The sequence below is a fragment of the Streptomyces sp. NRRL WC-3605 genome, assembly GCF_001509795.1.
Lineage (GTDB): Bacteria > Actinomycetota > Actinomycetes > Streptomycetales > Streptomycetaceae > Streptomyces > Streptomyces viridochromogenes.
On the sequence record NZ_LLZN01000042.1, the window covers coordinates 74544 to 90833 of the forward strand.

The following is a 16290-nucleotide window of genomic DNA, read 5'->3' on the forward strand; positions in this document are numbered from 1 at the left end:
CCGGGCGGGGCGTCAGTCCTGGGGCAGCGGCCGGGCGTCGGGCGCCACGTGTGCGCCCGGCGTCATCCGCACGATGGTGATGAGCCGGTCCGTCAGCTCCAGGGTGCCGACGTCCGGGTCGTCGTAGCCGAGCACCCGGTGCCCGCGAAGGACACTGATCACCAGGTCGTCCAGCTCCCTGGGTTTCTTGCCCACCTCGGCCTTTATGACCGGCCGTTCGACGATGTCGAGCCCGGTGCCCTGGTGGATCAGGTCCTCCAGCACCATGCCGGCGGCGGGACTGAGCACGGACAGGCCGAGCAGCCGTCCGGCCGCGCTGGCGCTGGTGATGACGGCGTCCGCCCCGGACTGCTTCAGCAGCGGCGCGTTCTCCTCCTCGCGGACCGCGGCCACGATCTTCGCGCCCCGGTTGAGCTGGCGGGCCGTGAGGGTCACCAGCACGGCCGTGTCGTCGCGCTGGGTCGCGATGATGATCTTCCGCGCCTTGTGCACCTCGGCCCGCTTCAGGACCTCGCTGCGCGTCGCGTCCCCGGTCACACCGGCGTAGCCCTCGGCGACGGCCGCCTCGATCACCTTGGAGCTGGGGTCGACCACGACGACCTGGTTCTTGCTCAGCCCGGTCGCGCAGACGGTCTGGATCGCCGAGCGGCCCTTGGTGCCGAAGCCGACGACGACGGTGTGGTCACGCAAGGTGGACCTCCAGCGGTTCAGGCGCCATTCCTCGCGGGTCCGTTCGGTCAGGACCTCGAGCGTGGTGCCGACCAGGATGATCAGGAACAGCACCCGCATGGGCGTGATGACGAAGATATTGGTGAACCGGGCGGCGTCACTGACCGGGGTGATGTCCCCGTACCCGGTGGTCGACAGCGTGACGGTCGAGTAGTAGAAGGCGTCGAGGAGGTCGACCGAGCCGTCGGAGCTGTCGTTGTAGCCCCCGTGGTCGGCGTAGACGATCAGCGCCGTGAGCACGAGCAGGGCGAGGGCCAGCGACACCCGCTTGGCGACCTGCCGGAAGGGGTGCTCCACGATCTTCTTCGGGAGCGTGACCCGATAGGTCGCGATCCGCTCGTCCGCCTGACGGGCGATCGCGTCCTGACCCGGAAGTTTCACGTGAAACACACCTCGATACCGGCGGCCGCCCAGGGCAGATCCAGCAGTGCGGTCTCCTGACCGGCCCGGGCACCGCCGGGCGGTACGACGGCCAGGGCGTCGGCCGCCGCCATGCCCCGCAGCATGGCCGGACCGTGGTAGCGCAGCGGCTCGGCGTGGTCGCCGCGCAGGACGACCGGCACCAGCCGGGTGTCCCGCGGATGCCCGTGCACGGCCTCCTTCAGCGGAAGCGTGTAGGACTCCGGCGCGGGACGTGCCGCGAGCGTCCGCAGCAGCGGCTCGGCGAGCGTGAGCAGCCCCGACACGGCGGCCAGGGGGTTGCCGGGCAGGCCGACGAGGTGCTGGTCCTCCTTGAGGCGGGCCAGCAGCATGGGGTGGCCGGGGCGCACCTTGACGCCGTCCACCAGCAGATCGGCGCCCATGCGCTCCAGCGTGGGATGGACGTGGTCGACGGGGCCGGCGGCGGTGCCGCCCGTGGTGACGACGAGATCGGCGCGGGAGGCGGTGAGCGCCTTCTGCAGGGCCTTGGCGGAGTCTCCGAGCCGGCGCACGGCGAGGATCTCGGCCCCGAGGGCACGCAGCCACGGCGGCAGCATCGGCCCGAGGGCGTCACGGATCAGCCCGTCGTGGGGGAGTCCCTCGGTGAGCAACTCGTCGCCGAGGACGAGGACTTCCACCCGGGGGCGGGGTACGGCCGTGAGCGTGTCGTACCCGGCTGCCGCGGCCAGGCCGAGCACGGCCGGCGTCACGATGGTGCCGGTCGCGAGGAGATGGTCGCCGGTACGGCACTCCTGGCCGCGCGGGCGGATGTCCTGGCCGGGCTCGATGTCCCGTCCGGCGTGCAGCCGGCCCTTGGCGTCGATGGTGCCGTGCTCCGAGCGCAGCACGGCGGTGGTGTCCGGGGGGATACGGGCGCCGGTCGCGATCCGCACGGCCTCCCCGTCGGTCAGTGCGTCGGCCTCGGCGTGCCCGGCGAGGACACCCTCCTCGCGCACCGCCCAGGGGCCGGGCCCGGCGATCGCCCAGCCGTCCATCGCGGAGGTGTCGAAAGAGGGCAGGTCGGTCAGCGCGCTGAGCGGGGCGGCCAGGGTGAGGCCGAGAGCGGCGTCCAGCGGCACCGAGACGGGGGCGCGGCGTGCGGCCTTCACCGCCGCGCGGGCCGCCCGTGCGGCGACCTCGCGGGCGTCGGGCCAGGGCGTGGCCCGGTGGTGGCCGTCCTCCCCGGTCCGCCCGGAGCCGTGGGGGCGCGGGGTGGGGGCGGGGGCGGGCACGGAGTCGCCGTGCCCGGACGGGCCGTGGCCTTCGTTCACGAGGGCGAGCACCTCCTCGATGTCGAGGTCCTCGGCGTCCTGGCCCGCACGCGTACCGCCGGCGGTCATCCGGCGTCCGGGCGGGCGTCGGGGGCGGCGTCGGCCTTGGGGGTGGCCTCGGTGGCGGCGTCGGCCTTGGTGGCGTCGGGCGCCGCGTCGGCCTTGGCGGCGGTGGCCTCGTCCGCCCAGCGCTGGGCTAGGGCGGCGGCCTTGCGGGACGCCTCGGCGACGGCCTCGGGGCCTCCCTGGGCCCGGCCCGCCGCATAGCCGACGAGGAAGGTGGTCAGGGGTGCCGCGGGCCGCGCGACGCCGTGCGCCGCGTCCCGGGCGAGGTCCAGCAGGACCTTGATGTCGACGTCGAGGTCGATGCCCAGTTCGTCCTTGGCTGCGGAGATCCATTCATCCAACACGTGCCCATGCTCCCTGATGCGTGCCCTGGCGGTGGCGATGTCGTCCCAGGTGTCGCAGTCGAAGGACGCGACGGGGTCGGGGACGCGGGTGAGGTCGAGGGCGCCGGTCAGCCGGCGCAGGGGGAGCCCGGTCAGCGCGCCGTGCTCCCTGGCGAGCGCGGCCAGTTCACGGTGCAGGGCCGGGGCGCGGTAGGCGGCGACGAGCGGCTGGTCACGGCCGTCGGCGTCGGTGAGCAGCGCACCGGCCGTGTCCGGGTCGCCGCTCAGGACGGCCCGCAGGGTGCGCACCGTGTCCCCGTGGAGGAACGGCAGATCGGCGGAGAGGACGACGACCACGTCGGCGGTGGTGTGCCGGAGCCCGGCGTCCAGGGCGGCGAGCGGGCCGCCGCCGGGCGGGTCCTCCCGCGCCCAGCGCACCGGACGGGCGGTGGGCCGCGGGGCCGCGACGACGACGGTCTGCCGCGCGTCGGCGCAGGCGCCGAGGACCCGGTCGAGCAGGGCCCGGCCGCCCACGCGCACCGCCGGTTTGTCCACGCCGCCCAGCCGCCGCGCCCCGCCGCCGGCGAGCACGACGGCGTCGTACGCGGCGGGGGGAGCGCCCGGCGGGGGCGTGGGTTCGTACGCGGTCACCCCCCGAGTATGCGTGTCCCCGCGATCACAGGGAACGCACGCGGGGCGGCCCGTCGCGACGGGTGCGTCACAGGGTGCGCAGCAGCACCGCCGGGTTCTCGACGCAGTCCGCCACGTGACGCAGGAAGCCGCCCGCCGTACCGCCGTCGCAGACCCGGTGGTCGAAGGTCAGCGAGAGCTCGACGACCTGGCGCACCGCCAGCTCCCCTTCGTGCACCCAGGGCTTGGGGATGATGCGGCCGACGCCGAGCATCGCGGCTTCCGGGTGGTTGATGATCGGGGTGGAGCCGTCGACGCCGAACACGCCGTAGTTGTTCAGCGTGAACGTGCCACCCGTCAGGTCGGCCGGGGTCAGGGTGCCCGCCCGGGCGGCCTCGGTCAGCCGGGCGAACTCGGCGGTCAGCGACTCCGCGTCCCGCGCGTGGGCGTCCCGGACGACCGGGACGACGAGACCCCGCTCGGTCTGCGCGGCGAAGCCCAGGTTCACGTGCTCCAGCTGGACGACCTCCCTGGCCTCCATGTCGACCATGGAGTTCAGCTCGGGGAACCGGGCGAGGGCAGCCGTGCAGATCCGGGCCAGCAGCGCGAGCAGGGAGATCTTCGGCCCGCCCACGGCGTTCATCGCCGCGCGCGCCCGCATGAGTTCCGTCGCGTCCGCGTCCACCCAGCAGGTCGCGTCCGGGATCTCGCGCCGGCTGCGGGACAGCTTGTCGGCGACGGCGCCGCGCACGCCCTTGAGGGGGACACGGACACCGGCGGCGGGCGCGGAGGAACGGACGGGGGTCTGCGCGGGCGTTGACGCCTCGCGGGGTGCGGGGGCGGCGGGCTGCGCGGTACGTCCGGACCCGGCGGCCCGCAGGGCGTACTCGACGTCGGCCCGCAGGATGAGCCCGTCGGGTCCGGAGCCGTGGAGCTCACGCAGGTCCAGGCCGTTCTCCCGGGCGAGGCGGCGGACGAGGGGGGAGATCACGGGCACGGGTCCGTCGTGGCGGACCGGCTCGGAGGCCGCCGGGGTGTCCGTGCCGTGGCCGGCGGCGGTGCCGACGGGCCGCGCCACGCGCTCGGCGGACGGGGCGTCTGCGCGCGGGGCGCCGTTCGCCGCGCTGTCCCGGGCCGGCGCCGCCGGGGTGGCCGGCCGCACGCGGCGGCGGCGTGCGGGTGCCTCGGAGGTGCCGTAGCCCACGAGCACGTTGCCCGAGCCCTCTGACTCCTCGCCGGAGGCCGGCGCGCCGACGGCGACCGTCAGCAGCGGGGCGCCGACCGGCAGTTCGGTGCCCTCCTCGCCGAAGCGGGCGGTGACGACACCGCCGTAGGGGCAGGGCACCTCGACCATCGCCTTGGCCGTCTCGACCTCGACGACCGGCTGGTCGATCGCGACGACGTCGCCGACCTGGACCAGCCAGCGCACGATCTCCGCCTCGGTGAGCCCCTCCCCGAGGTCGGGGAGCTTGAACTCCAGCACCTGTGCCATCAGCTCTCGGCCTCCCACTGCAGACGCCCGACGGCGTCCAGGATGCGGTCCACGCCGGGCAGGTGGTGCCGCTCCAGCATCGGCGGCGGGTAGGGGATGTCGAACCCGGCCACGCGCAGCACCGGCGCCTCCAGGTGGTGGAAGCAGCGCTCCGTGACACGGGCGGCGATCTCCCCGCCCGGGCCGCCGAAGCCACCCGACTCGTGCACGACGACCGCGCGTCCGGTCCGCCGGACCGAGGCGGCGACCGTCTCGTCGTCGAACGGCACCAGCGAGCGCAGGTCGACGACCTCCAGGTCCCAGCCCTCCTCGCGGGCCGCCTCGGCGGCTTCGAGGCAGACCGGCACGGACGGTCCGTACGTGATGAGCGTGGCACTGCGGCCGGAGCGCCGCACCACCGCGCGGCCGATGGGCTCCACGGACTGCGGCTCGTCCGGGTTCCAGTCGGCCTTCGACCAGTAGAGCCGCTTGGGCTCCAGGAAGACGACCGGGTCGTCGGAGGCGATGGAGGCGCGCAGCAGGCCGTAGGCGTCGGCGACGGTCGCGGGCGTGACGACGTGCAGGCCCGGGGTCGCCATGTAGTACGCCTCGGACGCGTCGCTGTGGTGCTCGACGCCGCCGATGCCGCCGCCGTAGGGGATGCGGATCGTCAGGGGGAGCGGCATCCTGCCGCGGGTGCGGTTGCGCATCTTCGCGACGTGCGAGACGAGCTGCTCGAACGCGGGGTAGGCGAAGGCGTCGAACTGCATCTCCACGACCGGGCGCAGCCCGTACATGGCCATGCCGACCGCGGTGCCGAGGATGCCCGCCTCGGCCAGCGGGGTGTCCGTGCAGCGGTCCTCGCCGAACTCGGCGGCGAGTCCGTCGGTGACACGGAAGACACCGCCGAGGGTGCCGACGTCCTCGCCCATGACGTGCACGGACGGGTCGGCGGCCATGGCGTCGCGCATCGCGCGCGTGAGGGCCTGCGCCATGGTGGCCGGCTTGACGGCGACGGTGGTCATCGGTGGGCACCCCCGTGGGAGTCGTGCTCGGCGTCGAGCTCTGCCTGCAACTGCGCCTGCTGCTCCCGCAGCTGCGGGGTGGGCTCGGCGTACACGTGGGCGAACAGGTCCGCCGGGTCGAGCGCCGCGTCCTGGTTCATGCGCTCGCGCAGATCGGCGGCCATGGCCTCGGCGGCGTCCCGGGCGGCCTGCCGGCCGGCGTCGTCGAGCAGGCCGCGCTCGGTCAGCTCGTGGTCCAGGAGCGCGATCGGGTCATGGTCGCGCCAGGCATCCACCTCGGCGTCCCCGCGGTAGCGGGTGGCGTCGTCGGCGTTGGTGTGGGCGTCGATCCGGTAGGTGATCGCCTCGATCAGCGTGGGACCGCCGCCCTCGCGGGCGCGGCGTACGGCCTCGCCGAGCACCTCGTGCACGGCGACCGCGTCGTTGCCGTCGACCAGGCGGCCGGGCATGCCGTAGCCGACGGCCTTGTGGGCCAGCGACGGGGCCGCGGTCTGCTTGGCGAGCGGGACGGAGATCGCGAAGCCGTTGTTCTGCACGAGGAAGACGACCGGCGCCTGCCAGACGGCCGCGAAGTTCAGCGCCTCGTGGAAGTCGCCCTCGCTGGTGCCGCCGTCGCCGACCATGGCCAGCGCGACCACGTCGTCGCCCTTGAGGCGGGCGGCGTGCGCGAGGCCGACGGCGTGCGGCAGCTGGGTGGCGAGCGGCGTGGACAGCGGGGCCACGCGGTGCTCGCGGGGGTCGTAGCCGGTGTGCCAGTCGCCGCGGAGCAGCGTCAGCGCCTCGACGGGGTCCACACCGCGTGCGACGGCGGCGAGGGTGTCGCGGTAGCTCGGGAAGAGCCAGTCGCGCTCCTCCAGGGCCAGCGCGGCGGCGACCTCGCAGGCCTCCTGGCCGGTGCTGGACGGGTAGACGGCGAGGCGGCCCTGCTTGGTCAGCGCGGTCGCCTGCGCGTTGTACCGGCGGCCGCGCACCAGCTCGGCGTACAGCCGGCGCAGCAGGTCCGGGTCGGCCTCCGCGGCGGCCTCGGTGCCGAGAACGCGGTGGGGCTCCGCGTCGGGCAGCAGGGGCGCGGGGTCCATGCGGGGCTGCCAGGCGGGCGGCGGCGATGGCCGGTACGCGCCTCGCTGCTCCATGACCGTCATGACGGCACCTCCTCGTGGGAGCGGCTACGGGAGGCGCGGCGTCCGTGACGCGCCTCACCTACCGATTGTTCGGTCGTCGGCACATTTTGGCTACAGGCGCCCCCAGGCTGTGGACAAACGGTTCTCCACAACCTCCAATGAACGCAGGACGTCCACGCGAGGAGGGTGGGGGGACATGGACTCTGAACAAATGGCCGAAGACGACGGGGGAGGTCCTCTCCGGCCGCCCGTCCGTCCGCTGGACGCCATAGACCAGGACATCCTCCAGATGCTCCAGGCGGACGGCCGCGCCTCGATCCGGTCGGTCGCCGAGCGGGTGCACGTCTCCCGGGCCAACGCCTACGCGCGCATCAACCGGCTCGTCGAGGACGGCGTGATCCGCGGTTTCGGCGCCCGCGTCGACCACGAGAGGGCGGGCCACGGCACCTCGGCCTACATCACGTTGAAGATCGTCCAGAACTCTTGGCGCACGGTCCGCGAGGAGCTGCGCAGGCTGCCCGGCGCCTCCCACATCGCCCTGGTCGGCGGCGACTTCGACGTCCTGCTGCTGGTGCACACCCCCGACAACAGGGCCCTGCGCGAGCTGGTCCTCACCCGGCTCCAGGCGATCCCGGAGGTGCTCAGCACCCGCACCCTGCTGGTCTTCGAGGAGGAGGACCTGGAGCCGCAGGGCTGACCACGCGCGTAGGCCCCCGCGGGCCGGTCAGCCGGCCTTGCGCAGCCCGTCGAAGACCAGGCGGACCACCGTCTCGGCGACCTCGCGCCGACTCGTGCCGCGGCCGTCCGGCCGGTACCACTCGACGATCGAGTTGATCATGCCGAAGACGAGCCGGGTGGCCAGCCGCACCTCCACGTCGGCGCGCACCTCGCCGTCCGCGGCGGCCGCCTTCAGCAGCGCGGCGACCCGGTGGTCGAAGTCCCGGCGCCGCTCCAGCGCCCACCGCTCGGTGTCGGTGTTGCCCCGCACCCGCAGCAGCAGCGTCACGTACGGCAGCTCGGTTATCAGCACCTCGACCATGCGGCGTACGACGTACTCCAGCCGGTCGGCGGCGTGCCCCGTGCGCGCGTGCTCCTCGTCGAGGATGCCGAACAGACCGTCCAGGGCCCGGCTGACGGCACGCTGCAGCAGCTCCTCCTTGCCGGTCACATGGTGGTAGATCGACGACTTGGAGATGCCGGCCGCCTTGGACAGGTGCTCCATGGAGGTGCCGTCGTAGCCGCGCTCGTTGAAGACCTGGACGGCGACGGAGAGCAGGGTCTCCGGCGTGTACGTGTCGCGCTTGGCAGTGGTCATGGGGTGCTGCCCTCCCGGGTCATGAGGAGCCGCCCTGGCGCTTGTCGGAGGCGTAGGCGTGGCGGTACAGCGCGAGGGACGGGGCGTAGCGGCCCGACGGGTCGCGCAGGTGCAGGTCGTCGAGGAGGGCGTAGGCCCAGTTGCGCCCCAGCCTGCGGCTCCACTCGAAGGGGCCGAGGGGGTAGTTGACGCCCAGGCGCATCGCGGTGTCGATGTCCTCCTCGGTGGCGACGCCCTTGGCGACGGCGTCGTGCGCCAGGTCGACGATCCGCGCCACGGTCCGGGCGACGATCATGCCGGGGACGTCGCCGATGACGCTGACGTCCTTGCCGAGCGCCTGGAAGAGCCCGGTGGCCTCCGCGAGCGTCTGCGGCGAGGTGTCCTGGGAGGCGGACAGCGCGATCCGGGTGGCCCGCCGGTAGTCGAGGGCGAGGTCGAAGTACACGACGTCGCGGAACTCCACCGAGGTCTGCCCGTCGGCGAGGGCGAGCTGGCCGCCGCTCGGCAGCACCAGGCGGGTGCCGTGGTCCTCGTCCTCCTCGCGCACCTGGATGCCGGCCTCACGGATCAGCGCCAGCAGCTCGGAGGCCGGGCCGAGATCGCCCTCGGCGACGACGTGGGCCGGCGTGCGGCCGGGCTCGGCGGTGTGCGGCTCGGGCCGCCCGCCGCCGGCCCCGTCCGCGTAGTCGTACCAGCCGTGCCCGGTCTTGCGGCCGAGCCGGCCCGACTCGACCAGGCGCCGCTGGGCGAGCGAGGGCGTGAAGCGCACGTCCTGGAAGAAGGACTCCCACACCGAGTGCGTCACCGACTCGTTGACGTCCTGCCCGATCAGGTCGGTCAGCTCGAAGGCGCCCATCCTGAAGCCGCCGCACTCGCGCAGCACCGCGTCGATGGTGGCCGGGTCGGCGCCCTGCGCCTCGTACACCGCGAACGCCTCGGCGTAGAAGGGCCGCGCGATCCGGTTGACGATGAAGCCGGGGGTGTCGGCGCAGGCCACGGGCGTCTTGCCCCACGCGCGGGCCGTCTCGTACGCGCGCGTGGCCGACGTGACGTCGGTGGCGAACCCGGAGACGACCTCGACCAGCGGCAGCAGCGGCGCGGGGTTGAAGAAGTGCAGGCCGACGAACCGGCCCGGGTTGGCCAGCGCGCCGCCGATGGCCGTCACCGACAGGGACGAGGTGTTGGTGGCGAGCAGGCAGTCCTCGCCGACGATGCCCTCCAGCTCGCGGAACAGCTCCTGCTTGACGTCGAGACGCTCCAGGACGGCCTCGACGACCAGGGCGCACTCCGCGAGGTCGCCGAGCGACTCGGCGGGCCGCAGCCGGTCCCGCGCCGCGTCGCGGTCCGCGCCGGTCAGCCGCTCCTTCTCCACGAGCCGGTCCAGCCGGGCGACGATGGCGTCGGCGGCGGCCCGCGCCCTCCCCGGGGCGGCGTCGTACAGCCGTACGGGATGCCCCGCGACCAGTGCGACCTGGGCGATGCCCTGGCCCATGGTGCCGGTGCCGACGACGGCCACGGGGCTGCTGAGGTCGAGTGCTGTCATGGGCGCGATCCTCCCGCACGGGGTTTTCCACAGATGCGGCGGACCCCCTTGAACCGACCGATCGTTCGGTTACTCTAACTCTGACCGCCTGTTCCTGCCCATGTTTCTGCCCAGGTCATGAGCTCGACGGAGAGCTCAGGAAACGAGGAGTTGGTCCCGCATGGCCACCGCCGAACTCACCGCCCACGAGCTGATCGCCAAGCACCGGCCCACTCTCGACCAGGCCCTGGAGGCGATCCGTACCCGCGCCTACTGGTCTCCGCACCCGGAGCACCCCAAGGCCTACGGGGAGAACGGCAGCCTGGACGCGGCGGCCGGCAAGGCCGCCTTCGACGCCGTCCTCGGCAGCCGCCTCGACCTCGGCCAGCCCGGCACGGACGACTGGGTCGGCGGCGAGGTCTCCCCGTACGGCATCGAGCTGGGCGTGGAGTACCCGCACGCCGACCTCGACGAGCTGCTCCCGGCCATGCGCGCCGGCATGCGGCAGTGGCGGGACGCGGGCGCCGAGACGCGCGCGGTGGTCTGTCTGGAGATCCTCAAGCGGATCAGCGACCGGACCCACGAGCTCGCCCACGCGGTCATGCACACCTCCGGCCAGGCGTTCATGATGGCGCTCCAGGCGGGCGGCCCCCACGCGCAGGACCGCGGCCTGGAGGCGGTGGCCTACGCGTACGTCGAGCAGGTCCGCACCCCCGACAACGCCGAGTGGACCAAGCCCCAGGGCAAGCGCGACCCGCTGGCGCTGAACAAGCGGTTCACGCCCGTCCCGCGCGGCATCGCCCTGCTCATCGGCTGCAACACCTTCCCGACGTGGAACGGCTACCCGGGCCTGTTCGCCTCCCTCGCCACCGGCAACGCCGTCCTGGTCAAGCCGCACCCGCGCGCGGTGCTGCCGCTCGCACTCACCGTCCAGGTCGCGCGTCAGGTGCTCACCGAGGCCGGTTTCGACCCCAACCTGGTCGCGCTGGCCGCCGAGCGCCCCGGCGAGGGCATCGCCAAGACCCTGGCGACCCGCCCCGAGATCCGGATCATCGACTACACCGGCTCCACCGAGTTCGGCGACTGGCTGGAGGCCAACGCCCGCCAGGCGCAGGTCTACACGGAGAAGGCCGGCGTCAACACGGTCGTCGTGGACTCCACGGACGACTACAAGGGGATGCTCTCCAACCTGGCGTTCTCGCTGTCCCTGTACAGCGGCCAGATGTGCACCACCCCGCAGAACCTGCTCGTCCCGCGCGACGGCATCCGCACCGACCAGGGCCCCAAGACCTACGACGAGGTCGTCGCCGACCTCGCGCGCGCGGTCGACGGCCTCCTCGGCGACGACGCCCGCGCGAACGCCCTCCTCGGCGCCCTGGTCAACCCGGACGTGAAGTCCCGGCTGGAGGCCGCCCCCGGTCTCGGCGAAGTCGCCCTCGCCTCACGGGAGATCGCCCACCCGGACTTCCCGGGCGCGGTCGTGCGCACCCCCGTCATCGTGAAGCTCGACGGCGCCAAGCCCGACGACGAGGCCGCCTACATGAGCGAGTGCTTCGGGCCGGTGTCCTTCGCCGTCGCCGTCGACTCGGCGGCCGACGCGGTGGAGCTGCTGCGGCGCACGGTGCGCGACAAGGGCGCGATGACCGTCGGGGCGTACACCACCGACGAGGAGGTCGAGCAGGCCGTGCAGGAGGTGTGCCTGGAGGAGGCGGCCCAGCTGTCGCTGAACCTCACGGGCGGCGTGTACGTCAACCAGACGGCCGCGTTTTCCGACTTCCACGGCTCCGGCGGCAACCCGGCCGCCAACGCGGCCCTGTGCGACGGCGCGTTCGTCGCCAACCGCTTCCGTGTCGTCGAGGTGCGCCGCGAGGCTCAGGGCCTGTCCTGAGCCTCGCCGGTCAGACTCCAGTGGTACAGGGTCATCGCCACGCTGGTGGCCAGGTTGTAGCTGGAGACCTGGGGGCGCATCGGCAGCGCCACCGAGCGGTCGGCCCGCGCGCGTAGCGCGGCCGACAGACCGCTGCGCTCGGACCCGAAGGCGAGGACGGCGTCGTCCGGGATCTCCACCCCCCGGATGTCGTCGCCCTCCGGGTCCAGCGCGAACAGCGGACCCGGCGGCAGCTCCGCCACGGCCAGCCGTTCCACGGCCGTGGCGAAGTGCAGGCCCGCCCCGCCGCGCACGACCGTCGGGTGCCAGGGGTCCAGGGTTCCGGTGGTGACCACGCCGGTCGCGCCGAACCCGGCGGCCAGCCGGATCACGGCACCCGCGTTGCCGAGGTGGCGCGGGTCGTCGAGGACCACGACCGGGGCGTTGCGCCCGGTCCGCGCCAGCCTCGCCAGGTTGGCCTCGCGGGACGGGCGTACGGCCAGCGCGGCCACCGCGGTGGGGTGCGGGCGCGGCACGAGCGCGGCGTACTCCGTCTCCGTGACCTCGGTCAGCAGCCCGTCCAGGGCGTCCCGCACGTCCGGGGCCAGCTCCTCGGCGAGGGCGAGCGCGGCCTCGCGGTCGACGGCCACCGCCACCGGGACCTCGGCGCCGAAGCGGACGGCGTGCTTGAGGGCGTGGAAGCCGTCGAGCAGGACGGACGTGCCGGAGAGGCGGTGCCAGACACGCACGGCACCGGGGGCGGAGTCGGTCATGCCGTGAAGCCTACGTGCGCCGGCTCCGGGTCCTCCGGGGTGCGCGGCTCCGGCACCCGCGTCCCGTCGTCGCGGCGCCGGACCGTCCGCGCCAGCCGGGCCCGGGCGCGATCCGCCCCCGCGCCGACCCGGCGCAGGAACGGCGTCGGCAGGAACACCGCGTCCGCCGCGATCATCGCCAGCGAGAAGAACGGCAGCCCGAGCACGACCGCGATCACGGCGTGCTCGGTCATCATCGCGGCGAGCAGGACGTTCTTCACCCTGCGGTGGAACAGGGTGAACGGGAAGGCGACCTGGACGAGGACCGTGCCGTAGGTGATGAGCATGACCATCGTGCCGCTGGCGGACAGCAGGTCGGCGAGGCCCGGCCAGGGCGAGAAGTACTCCAGGTGCAGCGGGTAGTAGACGGCCGTGCCGTCCTGCCAGCGGGAGCCCTGGATCTTGTACCAGCCGGCGGTCGCGTAGATCAGGCACGCCTCCGCCATGATCACGAGCAGGGCGCCGTTGTGCGCGATGTTCCCGACGACGTCGAGCAGGATGCGCGGCTGGTCGGTGCGCGCCCGGCGGTCCACCACCCACCACAGGGCCGTGCCGAGCCACACCGCCCACAGGATCACCGGGATCGTCGGGTCCCCGTCGAGCCGGCCCACGGCGGTGACCGCGCCCAGCACGAGACCGAGCACCGCCCACAGCACGGGGCCCACCCGGTCGGGGCCGGCATGCTCGCCGCGCGCGCGTGCCTCACCGGCGCGGCGCGCCCGGCGCGCGTCCAGCGACCAGACCTGGCCGCAGCGGGTGAAGACCAGATAGACGCACATCAGGTGCAGCACGTTGTCGCCGCCGTCGCCCACGAAGACCGAGCGGTTCTGCAGCGAGAGCACCCCGACCATGAACAGCACGGACATCGTCCGGGTGCGCCAGCCGAGCAGGAGGAGCACCGACGTCAGCACGGCGAAGGCGTAGACGGTCTCGAACCAGACCTGGCTCCCCGACCACATCAGGGCGGTGAACGCCCCGTTCGTCCCGACGAGCTGCTGGGCGAGGCCGAAGTCCCAGGGGCCGTCCGGCCCGTACAGCTCCTGGCGGTGCGGGAACTCCCGCAGCAGGAACAGCAGCCAGGTCGCCGTGAACCCGATACGGATCACGGCCGTCTGGTACGGGCCGAGAGCGGACTCGGTCACCCGGGCGATGGCGGCGGAGACGGCGAGGGAGACGCGGTTCACCGGGCGTCCTCCCGCTCATGCGTCTCCGGGATCCGCCACCAGGGCAGCACACGGTAGGTGGGCCGGTCGGAGACCCGCTCGTCGCTCCACTTCGGGGGGCGCACGTTGGTGGTGCGGGATCGCACCTGGACGCGTTCCACGGCGCCGCCCTCACCGGCCACGTCCTCCCGGCCCAGCCGAAGCTCGACGATCCGCCGCAGATAGGACTCGGAGAGCGCCCCGCGCAAACCCACCGGGCGGTTCTCGGCGTCGTGCGTGGCGACGAAGAAGTCCCAGGCCCGGCGCAGCGCGTTCTGCTGGGTGTGGCTGGGCAGCGGATTGCCGTCGATGGCCCGGCCGTCCTCGGCGGACAGGTCGTGCCAGCGGGTGGTGCGGATCCGGCCGTCGGCCGTCGCCACGCTGGCGCGGGCCTGGACGGCGATGTTCTGCTGGAGCGGATTGGGCGCGAACAGCTTCCAGTTCTGCTCGAACTCCGGGTATATCCAGTCGTCTATCGCCTGGCCGTGCTGCTTGGTGACCGTGTTCGACGGCGCGACGTGCAGGAAGACCATGCCGGTGTGGACGCAGACGGTGATGGCCACGACCGCGAGGGCGAGGGCCGCGGCGATCTGGTACCGCAGGGAGAGCGCGGCCACTCCCGCACGGGGTTCCGCTTCCGGTTCGGGCGGGGGCGGGGGCACGTCGACGGCCGGAGCGTCGTGCGGCTCCCCGCCGGGCCCGTGCCGCACGGCCGAGCCTGCCTCGTGCGCGTCCATCCTGCCCCGTCTCCCGATTCCGGTCGGTCCTGCCCAGGCGTCGCACGGGAACGGTACTCAGGCCTGGCCGCCGGGCACAGCCCCTGCCGGGCCGCCGTTGCCCACACCATACGGGGGTCCGGCAGAGGGCATTCCCTTCTTCTAGAACCTGTTCTATCTTGACGCTCCGTCAGATCACCGTGCCGGACGTGCGGAGGGCAGGGACCGTGGACTTCACCTTCAGCGAGGAGCAGCAGGCGGCGGCCGAGGCGGCCCGCGGGGTGTTCGCCGGCGTCACGCCCGACGCGGTGCCCTCGCCCGCCCTGGTGCCCGGCGCCGTCGCCGACGGCTTCGACCGCACCCTGTGGGACCGGCTGGCGGAGGCGGACCTGCTGAGCCTGCTGCTCGCGGAGGAGTACGGCGGGGCCGGCCTCGACCCGATCGCGCTCTGCCTCGTCCTGCGCGAGTCCGCGAAGGTACTGGCACGCGTGCCGCTGCTGGAGAGCTGCGCCGCCACGGCCGCCGTCCAGGCGTTCGGCACCGGGGAGCTCAAGGACCGCGTCCTGCGCCGGGCGGGACGCGGGGACCTCGTCCTGACCGTCGCCGCGCACGGCCGCACCGGGCACGGCCCGGCCGAACTCGCCGTCACCGCCCGGCCGGACGGCCGGGACTGGCTGCTCGACGGGACACAGACGGCGATCGCCTGGGCCCACGACGCCGATCTCGTCGTCGTCCCGGCCCGTACCCCCGCCGACCGCACCGTCCTCGCGGTGGTACCGCGCGAGACCGCGGGCCTGACGCTCGCCGAACAGTTCTCCACCAGCGGCGAACGGCTGGGGGAACTGCGCCTGGACGCGGTGCGGATCACCGCACGGGACGTGATGGACACCCCGGACGCCTGGGAGTGGCTACGGCAGCTGCTGGCCACCGGCACCTGCGCGCTCGCCCTCGGCCTGGGCGAACAGGTCCTCCGCATGACCTCCGCCTACACCGCAGGGCGCGAACAGTTCGGGCATCCCGTCGCGACGTTCCAGGCGGTCGCGGTGCAGTGCGCGGACCGCTACATCGACCTCTGCGCGATGGAGGCCACGCTGTGGCAGGGGGCTTGGCGGATCGGCTCGGGGGCGCCGGGCGCCCTGCCCGCCGCCGGGGACGTCGCCGTGGCCAAGATCTGGGCCTCGGACGGCGTCCGGCGCGTCGTCCAGACCGCACAGCACCTGCACGGCGGCTTCGGCGCCGACGTCGACTACCCGCTGCACCGCTACCACGCCTGGGCCAAGCACCTGGAACTTTCGCTCGGCCCGGCCGCGGCCCACGAAGAGACCCTCGGCGACCTGCTGGCGGCCCACCCCCTGGGGTGAGAACCACCGTGACGGCCGGCCGGACCGCCACGACGCGTCAGAGCACGTGCCCCGTCCGGCCCTCGTCGGTCACCACGGGACGCCCCGACGCGGCCCACACCTGCATGCCGCCCTCGACGTTCACCGCGTCGAGGCCCTGCTGGGCGAGATACATCGTGACCTGCGCCGAACGCCCGCCCGAACGGCAGATCACATGCACCCGCCCGTCCTGCGGGGCGGCCTCGGTCAGCTCGCCGTAACGCGCCACGAACTCGCTCATGGGAATGTGCAGGGCGCCCTCGGCGTGACCCGCCTGCCACTCGTCGTCCTCGCGGACGTCCAGCAGGAAGTCGTCGTCCTTGAGGTCCGTGACCTCGACCGCCGGTACGCCAGATCCGAAATGCATACTCCGACGCTACCCGACCCGCACCCCGCGCCGCGGCCGCACGGGCCACCGCGC

The 16290-nt window shown here is 73.7% G+C and carries 15 protein-coding genes; 3 read left to right on the forward strand and 12 right to left on the reverse strand.

The annotated features are described in order from the left end of the window. Nucleotides 1-12: 12 nt before the first annotated feature. The 6 genes from ADL34_RS09370 to pdhA form a co-directional block, all read right to left on the reverse strand. Nucleotides 13-1119: a potassium channel family protein gene (locus ADL34_RS09370; RefSeq protein ID WP_079034060.1), complete on the reverse strand. Its 1107-nt coding sequence runs from the start codon at nt 1117-1119 to the stop codon at nt 13-15. Continuing rightward, nucleotides 1107-2489 carry a molybdopterin molybdotransferase MoeA gene (locus tag ADL34_RS09375; protein WP_062666018.1) on the reverse strand — a complete coding sequence of 461 codons (1383 nt, stop codon included), beginning with the start codon at nt 2487-2489 and terminating at the stop codon, nt 1107-1109. The genes ADL34_RS09370 and ADL34_RS09375 overlap by 13 nt, the downstream gene beginning before the upstream one ends. Next, the gene (locus ADL34_RS09380) at nt 2486-3460 is read right to left on the reverse strand and encodes an NTP transferase domain-containing protein (protein WP_063892271.1); all 975 of its coding nucleotides are present in this window, start codon (nt 3458-3460) and stop codon (nt 2486-2488) included. Before ADL34_RS09380 ends, ADL34_RS09375 begins: the two co-directional genes overlap by 4 nt. Before the next feature lie 67 nt (nt 3461-3527). Then, nucleotides 3528-4931, reverse strand: coding sequence for a dihydrolipoamide acetyltransferase family protein (locus ADL34_RS09385; RefSeq protein WP_062666016.1), 1404 nt, complete (start codon nt 4929-4931; stop codon nt 3528-3530). Next, nucleotides 4931-5935: an alpha-ketoacid dehydrogenase subunit beta gene (locus ADL34_RS09390; RefSeq protein WP_062666014.1), complete on the reverse strand. Its 1005-nt coding sequence runs from the start codon at nt 5933-5935 to the stop codon at nt 4931-4933. Before ADL34_RS09390 ends, ADL34_RS09385 begins: the two co-directional genes overlap by 1 nt. Next, on the reverse strand, nt 5932-7077 hold the full coding sequence (gene pdhA / locus ADL34_RS09395; protein ID WP_062666012.1) for a pyruvate dehydrogenase (acetyl-transferring) E1 component subunit alpha: 1146 nt from the start codon (nt 7075-7077) through the stop codon (nt 5932-5934). Before pdhA ends, ADL34_RS09390 begins: the two co-directional genes overlap by 4 nt. Before the next feature lie 190 nt (nt 7078-7267). Here pdhA and ADL34_RS09400 point away from each other — a divergent pair, with 190 nt between their 5' ends. Then, nucleotides 7268-7753, forward strand: a complete 486-nt coding sequence (locus ADL34_RS09400) for an Lrp/AsnC family transcriptional regulator (RefSeq protein WP_062666010.1) — start codon at nt 7268-7270, stop codon at nt 7751-7753. A 27-nt stretch (nt 7754-7780) separates the two neighbouring features. Here ADL34_RS09400 and ADL34_RS09405 read toward each other — a convergent pair whose 3' ends face one another. Next, nucleotides 7781-8371 (reverse strand): TetR/AcrR family transcriptional regulator, encoded by a 591-nt coding sequence (locus ADL34_RS09405; protein ID WP_062666008.1) that lies wholly within the window; start codon nt 8369-8371, stop codon nt 7781-7783. Nucleotides 8372-8390: 19 nt separating this feature from the next. Continuing rightward, nucleotides 8391-9914, reverse strand: a complete 1524-nt coding sequence (locus ADL34_RS09410) for a 3-hydroxyacyl-CoA dehydrogenase (protein WP_062666006.1) — start codon at nt 9912-9914, stop codon at nt 8391-8393. Between the two features lie 160 nt (nt 9915-10074). Here ADL34_RS09410 and paaN point away from each other — a divergent pair, with 160 nt between their 5' ends. Beyond that, nucleotides 10075-11781, forward strand: coding sequence for a phenylacetic acid degradation protein PaaN (gene paaN / locus ADL34_RS09415; RefSeq protein ID WP_062666004.1), 1707 nt, complete (start codon nt 10075-10077; stop codon nt 11779-11781). On the opposite strand, the gene ADL34_RS09420 is transcribed toward paaN, so the two are convergent. From ADL34_RS09420 to ADL34_RS09430, 3 genes are read right to left on the reverse strand one after another with little or no spacing between them, the layout of a single operon-like run. Next, nucleotides 11766-12533 (reverse strand): TrmH family RNA methyltransferase, encoded by a 768-nt coding sequence (locus tag ADL34_RS09420; RefSeq protein ID WP_062666002.1) that lies wholly within the window; start codon nt 12531-12533, stop codon nt 11766-11768. The two genes, paaN and ADL34_RS09420, sit on opposite strands and share 16 nt — an antisense overlap. Continuing rightward, the gene (locus ADL34_RS09425) at nt 12530-13756 is read right to left on the reverse strand and encodes an HTTM domain-containing protein (protein ID WP_062666000.1); all 1227 of its coding nucleotides are present in this window, start codon (nt 13754-13756) and stop codon (nt 12530-12532) included. Before ADL34_RS09425 ends, ADL34_RS09420 begins: the two co-directional genes overlap by 4 nt. After that, nucleotides 13753-14511, reverse strand: coding sequence for a DUF5819 family protein (locus tag ADL34_RS09430; protein WP_062665998.1), 759 nt, complete (start codon nt 14509-14511; stop codon nt 13753-13755). The genes ADL34_RS09425 and ADL34_RS09430 overlap by 4 nt, the downstream gene beginning before the upstream one ends. Before the next feature lie 206 nt (nt 14512-14717). Here ADL34_RS09430 and ADL34_RS09435 point away from each other — a divergent pair, with 206 nt between their 5' ends. Then, the gene (locus ADL34_RS09435) at nt 14718-15851 is read left to right on the forward strand and encodes an acyl-CoA dehydrogenase family protein (RefSeq protein ID WP_062665996.1); all 1134 of its coding nucleotides are present in this window, start codon (nt 14718-14720) and stop codon (nt 15849-15851) included. A 37-nt stretch (nt 15852-15888) separates the two neighbouring features. Here ADL34_RS09435 and ADL34_RS09440 read toward each other — a convergent pair whose 3' ends face one another. Beyond that, nucleotides 15889-16236 (reverse strand): rhodanese-like domain-containing protein, encoded by a 348-nt coding sequence (locus ADL34_RS09440; protein WP_062665995.1) that lies wholly within the window; start codon nt 16234-16236, stop codon nt 15889-15891. Nucleotides 16237-16290: the final 54 nt, after the last annotated feature.

Coding starts and splice junctions, on each gene's coding strand:
- ADL34_RS09375 (WP_062666018.1), bottom strand. CDS start 2,489: ATGACCGCCGGCGGTACGCGTGCGGGCCAGGACGCCGAGGACCTCGAC.
- ADL34_RS09385 (WP_062666016.1), bottom strand. CDS start 4,931: ATGGCACAGGTGCTGGAGTTCAAGCTCCCCGACCTCGGGGAGGGGCTC.
- ADL34_RS09390 (WP_062666014.1), bottom strand. CDS start 5,935: ATGACCACCGTCGCCGTCAAGCCGGCCACCATGGCGCAGGCCCTCACG.
- pdhA (WP_062666012.1), bottom strand. CDS start 7,077: ATGACGGTCATGGAGCAGCGAGGCGCGTACCGGCCATCGCCGCCGCCC.
- ADL34_RS09400 (WP_062666010.1), top strand. CDS start 7,268: ATGGCCGAAGACGACGGGGGAGGTCCTCTCCGGCCGCCCGTCCGTCCG.
- ADL34_RS09405 (WP_062666008.1), bottom strand. CDS start 8,371: ATGACCACTGCCAAGCGCGACACGTACACGCCGGAGACCCTGCTCTCC.
- ADL34_RS09410 (WP_062666006.1), bottom strand. CDS start 9,914: ATGACAGCACTCGACCTCAGCAGCCCCGTGGCCGTCGTCGGCACCGGC.
- paaN (WP_062666004.1), top strand. CDS start 10,075: ATGGCCACCGCCGAACTCACCGCCCACGAGCTGATCGCCAAGCACCGG.
- ADL34_RS09420 (WP_062666002.1), bottom strand. CDS start 12,533: ATGACCGACTCCGCCCCCGGTGCCGTGCGTGTCTGGCACCGCCTCTCC.
- ADL34_RS09430 (WP_062665998.1), bottom strand. CDS start 14,511: ATGGACGCGCACGAGGCAGGCTCGGCCGTGCGGCACGGGCCCGGCGGG.
- ADL34_RS09440 (WP_062665995.1), bottom strand. CDS start 16,236: ATGCATTTCGGATCTGGCGTACCGGCGGTCGAGGTCACGGACCTCAAG.